Source organism: Nonomuraea sp. NPDC049504, assembly GCF_040676845.1.
Taxonomy (GTDB): Bacteria; Actinomycetota; Actinomycetes; order Streptosporangiales; family Streptosporangiaceae; genus Nonomuraea; species Nonomuraea salmonea.
This window is the reverse complement of the sequence record NZ_JBFAPT010000073.1, coordinates 1-5,484: the sequence shown is the minus strand read 5'-3', so window position 1 is coordinate 5,484 and position 5,484 is coordinate 1. Positions and strand designations below refer to the sequence as shown.

General features: G+C 70.0%; 4 protein-coding genes. 2 read left to right on the top strand and 2 right to left on the bottom strand.

Annotation, left to right across the window (positions count from 1 at the left end):
* Positions 1 to 53: 53 nt before the first annotated feature.
* Positions 54 to 452, bottom strand: coding sequence for a hypothetical protein (locus AB0K28_RS51535; protein WP_364386005.1), 399 nt, complete (start codon positions 450 to 452; stop codon positions 54 to 56).
* Positions 453 to 1,065: 613 nt separating this feature from the next.
* Here AB0K28_RS51535 and AB0K28_RS51530 point away from each other — a divergent pair.
* A complete protein-coding gene (locus AB0K28_RS51530) occupies positions 1,066 to 1,455 on the top strand; it encodes an STAS domain-containing protein (RefSeq protein WP_364386002.1) in 390 nt (129 codons plus the stop codon).
* A 358-nt stretch (positions 1,456 to 1,813) separates the two neighbouring features.
* On the opposite strand, the gene AB0K28_RS51525 is transcribed toward AB0K28_RS51530, so the two are convergent.
* Positions 1,814 to 2,380, bottom strand: a complete 567-nt coding sequence (locus AB0K28_RS51525; protein WP_364385999.1) for an SDR family oxidoreductase — start codon at positions 2,378 to 2,380, stop codon at positions 1,814 to 1,816.
* Between the two features lie 159 nt (positions 2,381 to 2,539).
* On the opposite strand from AB0K28_RS51525, the gene AB0K28_RS51520 reads away from it, so the two are divergent.
* On the top strand, positions 2,540 to 5,260 hold the full coding sequence (locus tag AB0K28_RS51520) for an AAA family ATPase (protein WP_364385996.1): 2,721 nt from the start codon (positions 2,540 to 2,542) through the stop codon (positions 5,258 to 5,260).
* Positions 5,261 to 5,484 lie beyond the last annotated feature (224 nt).

The following is a 5,484-nucleotide window of genomic DNA, read 5'->3' as shown; positions in this document are numbered from 1 at the left end:
GGACATGATCGTGTTCTCCCCCGAGATGGTCAATGATCTTTGCAGACTTCCGTCTACGTTTGGTGATCATTTCCACACCTGGAGTGATACCCCCCCAAGAAGCCGCTTCGCGAGACCCAGACGGAGGGACGGCAGGTGCCGAACGTGCGTCCTTCGCACAGCTTGAACACGGTGATGCGGCTGACGAAGGTGGAATCGGTTCCGCAGCCCCAGCGGGCCCCGTTGGTGTCCACGACCGTCCACTTCTGCAGGTAGGTGGTTGCGTACTCGACCCGTACGGCCCGCCCGTCATTGCGCAGGTCACACACCGTGATGTGGTGCCGATCAGCTGAGACGGTGACCGATCCCCAGCCGGCATCGTCGTGCCAGCCGCCCGTGGGCTGAGCTGAGGCCGTGGCAGGGGTGAGCACGACGGCGAGGATGGCTGCCACCACGGCAGTGCGAACGTGCATGGGCGATCCGTTTCGGTGAACAGGTGTCCGCGAACGGAGCCACTATGGGACCCGCCACCTGCGGGATAGCCCGGTTACGGCCGCGCCTACCAGATGTTGATCAATATTTCGCCGTCACATCGAGGCGGCCAGGCCGACCGACACTTTGCATACCCTCCAGCGCGCCAGGCGGGATGACAGTCCTAGGGCCGCTGTCACGAAAGCCGGAGCGGTTCAGTTCCGGGCTTCATGTGCTCCTGGCTGCGTCACGGCGGGTCCGAACGACGGCACCGGTTCGCACCTGGTCGTGGCTGGGGCCGTCGTTTGGACCCGCATCCTGATTCATCGGGGTGTAGATACGCGCCTGCGCGCCACCGGAAGGCAGGTCGTTCTCGCCGTCCGGGGCATCCGTCGAAGTGGTGCAGTGGCTCGAGCGGGTGTGACCCGGCCGCACCGAAGCGGCTGAACGCCGAGTAGCGATGGCCGGGACCTTTCCGTTTAAACCTGGATGAGCTGGGAAATCCTCCACCTGGCGGCTTGCATCGGGGGTAGCGCCCGAGGCGGAGAGAGGGCGTAAGGTGGCGGCATCGGACACGTGCCCGTCCCCCCTGGGCTCTGATGGAGGTCCGCTGCTGTGCCGTCGCTGACGTTCAGTTTCCAGTACCTGCCTGGCGTGACCGTGATCGCGGTAGCCGGGGAGATGGACATCACCAACGCCTACCTCCTCGACGACTACATCAGCCGCATCCGCCGCCACCCCGGCGACCACATCGTGCTCGACCTGAGCGAGGTGCCCTTCATGAGCGGCTCGGCGCTGCACGTCCTGCTGCACACCCACCTCGTCGCCCGCCGCAACGGCGCCGGCCTGCACGTGGCAGCGGTGCAGCGAGCACCGGCGCACCTGCTGCACGTCACCGGGATCGAGGACACGTTCAACATTCACCACAGCGTGGAGCAGGCCATCCGCGCCGCGCTGGAAGCCTCGCAGCCATCCCTGGTCGGCGGCGACCGCGGGGCGGCTTGACGCACATGACCGGTGCCGTGCGAAGAAGAGCGCATCTGCGTGACCGGTATGGGAAGAGCGTCACAACTCAGCTGCTGTTCTCCCTACGGAGTGCGCTCGGTCAGCGCGAGAGGAAGCATCCGTCCGACCCTGGGTCGTGCGGTCATTTCCTGCTCGACTGCCAGCAGGAGGCGGGCCCGGGAGCTGCGACTACGGTTTGGTGGGCATCCCCGGCGCCCTGTCCGATGGACGGCCATTGCACACTGGCGGAGTCAGCCCCGGTGCCCGGCCTCGCCCATGTGGGTCTGCCCTTCCAGCGCAACCGCGGCTCCGCCCTGCTCGGCTGGGTGCGACGTGACGCGGCCCTGGTGGCGCGGAGCTACTGACCTGGGGACATCGGGTCGCGCGGAAGGTACAACGTAGCGCCGGTGACGAGCGGGGAGTAGTCCGAGCACAGCCACACGACAGCCTCGCCGATCTCCTCCGCACTGGCGTGCGCTTCTGCGGCGATGGCGTTGATCCGCAGGCCGGGGTCGGCGACGTTCAGCGCCGTCGTGCGCGTCAACTCGATGACGGCGGCTTGCCTGCCGGCGCCTGACGCCAGGTTGATGATGTGGCCGCCGTTCGCGCGTCGCATCGCGGGGATCTGGTGTCTCATCGCCACGGAGACCTCCTGCGCCTGGAGGTGGTTGAACGCTGCGTCGAGCCGGCCGAACGCGCCGAGCGTCTGTTCGACCAGCCGCTGCATCGAGACCGGGTCGGTGACGTCCATCGAGACGGCGACGGCGTGACCTCCGGCCGCGATGATGTCGCCGGCCAGGCCCGCCACGGCCCGGCCGCCGCGGGCCGCCAGGACCACGCTCGCGCCGGACTCGCTCAGCGCGCGGGACACGGCGGCGCCCACACCCGGGCCGGCCCCTGTCACGATCGCGACGCGACCGCTCATCGCCCCACGTCGCATGGTGTCCTCGCCCTCGGTCTCCTTCGCCGGTCTCCCCGTGATGCGGTCCGACGTTAGGCGGAGCACCGCGGCGGGCGCATCGGCGAAGTCGCCGGTCCCGGGGGCGCTTTGTCACAGGTGCCAGGGGGTTTCTATGCTCGGCGTGTGCTGGGGAGAGACGACGAGACAGATCTGCTCGAGTCGTTGCTGCGGCACGCCGCCGAGGGACGCGGCGGCGGGGTGATCCTGCTCGGGGAGCCGGGGATCGGCAAGACCACCCTGCTGTCCCACGCGCAGGAGCGGGCGGCCGGCTTCCTGATGCTGCGCGCCGTCGGCTCCGCGCCGGAGTCCGATCTCGCGTACGCGACCCTGCACCAGTTGTTGTTCCCCGTGCTCGGCTCGGTGGACGAGTTGCCGGGCCCGCAGGCGCAGGCCCTGAACATCCTGTTCGGGCGTGCACACGGAGCACCACCGGATCCGTTCCTGGTGGCGTTGTCGACCCTGTCGTTGTTGTCCCTGCTGGCCGGCACCCGGCCTGTGCTGTGCGTCGTCGACGACGCCCACTGGGCGGACCAGCCGACGCTGAAGACGCTGGCGTTCGTCGCCCGCCGCCTGGACAACGAGCCCATCGTGCTGGCGCTGGCCGCACGGGCCGATGAGGGGCACGGCGCCGACCTGCCCGACGTGCGCCGCGTCCCGCTCATGGGCCTGGGCCGCGAGGCTGCCGAGGCGCTGCTCGCCGAGCGCCTCGGTGAGCGGCGGCTGACCGACAGCGAGCAGAACCACCTGCTGACCGCCACGGGCGGGAACCCGCTGGCCCTGATCGAGCTCGCCGGAAGGCCGCAGCCCCCGGAGGGCACGCACGAGCCGATCGCCATTACCGACGAGTTGCAGCGGTCGTTCCTGGCCAAGGTCCGGGCGCGGCACTCCACGTCGCTGCCGCTGCTGCAGCTCATCGCCGCCCACGGCACCGGTGGTGTCGACACCCTCGAGAAAGCGGCCGCGACGCTGCGGGCCGACACCGGCCCGCTGCACCGCGCCGAGCTCGACGAGCTCCTGACCTACGACGGGACGCGGCTGGTGTTCCGGCATCCGCTGATCCGATCCGCGATCTATCACAGCGCCACGGCCGACCGGCGGGCCGCGATCCATCGAGCCCTTGCCGCGGCCTTCGACAGCCCGGCCGACCAGCATCGCCGTGCCTGGCATCTCGGCCAGGCCGTGGTGGGCCCCGACGAGCAGGCCGCCGAGGAGCTGGAGCGCTCGGCCGAGCAGGCCGCTCTGCGCGGTGGCCCCGCCGCGGCCATGGCCGCGCTGGCGAGGGCGGCCGAGCTCACCGCGGACGGCCCGCGCAGGGGGCGGCGGCTGTGGTCCGCCGCGCACGCCGCCGCCCTGGGCGGGTTCACCGAGAAGGCTGTGAAACTGCTCGACCGGGCGGAGGGCGATCTCCAGCTCCACGAGGAGGACCGGATACCGCTGGCGGTGATGCGCGCCATCGTGGCCGAGTTCGCCGGCTCTCCCGAGGACGCGATGGACCTCATCAGGCCATTGATCCCGCGCGTACTGCGCCTTGATCGGCGCCGGTTCACGCCTACCGTTGCGATGTACGGCGACCTGGGCACCCGCGCCAACCGGCCGCAGGTATGGTCGGAGCTCGGCGGCTGGCTGGAGAACATCGCGCTGGCGCCGGACGATCCGGAGGACGCGGTGCTGCTGCTCCTGCGCCGTACTTGTCAGACCCGTTCCGGTCGTGATGTGGCACCTGCCATGGCGGGCGACGGCACCGCGATCGAGTCTCTCACTGATCCGATTTTGATGACTCTGGCTGGGGCCCTGGCTCGCGGGCTCGGCGAGCACGAGCTGAGCAGGCGCCTGTACCGTGACGCCGGGCGGCTGGCGCGTACCAGCGGATCGCTGGGCGCGCTCGCCTGGAATCTCGAGTACCAGGCCGCCGACGAGATCGCACGTGGCAGGTTCGGGCTCGCCGAGGCGTACGCCGAGGAGGGCTACCAGTTCGCCGTGGAGGTGGGCCAGCCGAGTACGGCTTGCCGAAATCGGGGGCTGCTCGCCGTGTGCGCGGCGGTTCAGGGCCGTCCCGACGCCGCCCGGCTGGCCGCCGACGTCCTGGCCGAAGCGAGCAGCCGCAGGCTGGCCGACGCGCGGTCCTATGCTCTGCGCGCACTCGGCCTCATCGAGCTGGGCGCAGGCAGATATCGGGAGGCCGCGCGGCACTTGGAGGCGGTCGGTGGCTGGGACACCGACACGCCCCCGGACCTGGTCGTGGGAGTCGTCCCCGACCTTGTCGAAGCGCTGGTCCGGGCCGGCGAGCACCAGCGGGCGGCTGCGGCCACGGCCCGCTACGTCGGGTGGGCCAGGCATTCGGTCTCGCTGGAGCCGGCCGCGCTCGCGGCCCGTTGCCGGGCACTGATCAGCACCGATGGCGCTGCCGACGACCACTACGCGGAGAGCCTGAGACTGCACGCCGGCTTCGACGCCCCGCTGGAGCAGGCCAGGACCGAGCTGCTGCTCGGCGAGCGGTTGCGGCGTGACCGGCGACGTTCGGAGGCACAGCATCACTTGCGCGGCGCGGTGGAGACCTTCCGCCGGATCGGCGCGCTCGCCTGGGCCGATCGTGCGCTGAGCGAGCTGCGCGCGACGGGGGAGTCGGTACGCACCCCGGAAGCGGGAGCGTTGAGCACGCTCACCGCGCAGGAACTGCGCATCACGCTGGCCGTCGGTGAAGGGCTGACCAACCGGGAGATCGCCGCCCAGCTGTTCCTCAGCCCGCGAACGGTGGACTATCACCTGCGCAAGGTCTTCCAGAAGACCGACATCACCTCGCGAGCCGAGCTCATGCGGCTGGTCCTTGCCGAGCGCCCAGCCTGATACCGGCTGAGACCGGCGACTTCACTGATTCGACGACGGCCTGATCGTTCTTACCGTTGGCGACGTCATGCCCTCATGGACGCGAACGTTCGCCTCAGAGGGCCATGGCAAGTGCCGGATCGTTCACTGTCAGAGGGCGTTACGCGAGTTGATGTCCCTCTCGTCCATTGCCTTGGGGAAGGCGGGCTGGTCAGGGCGTTAGCGGTTGGGCTGGGAACGTGGCT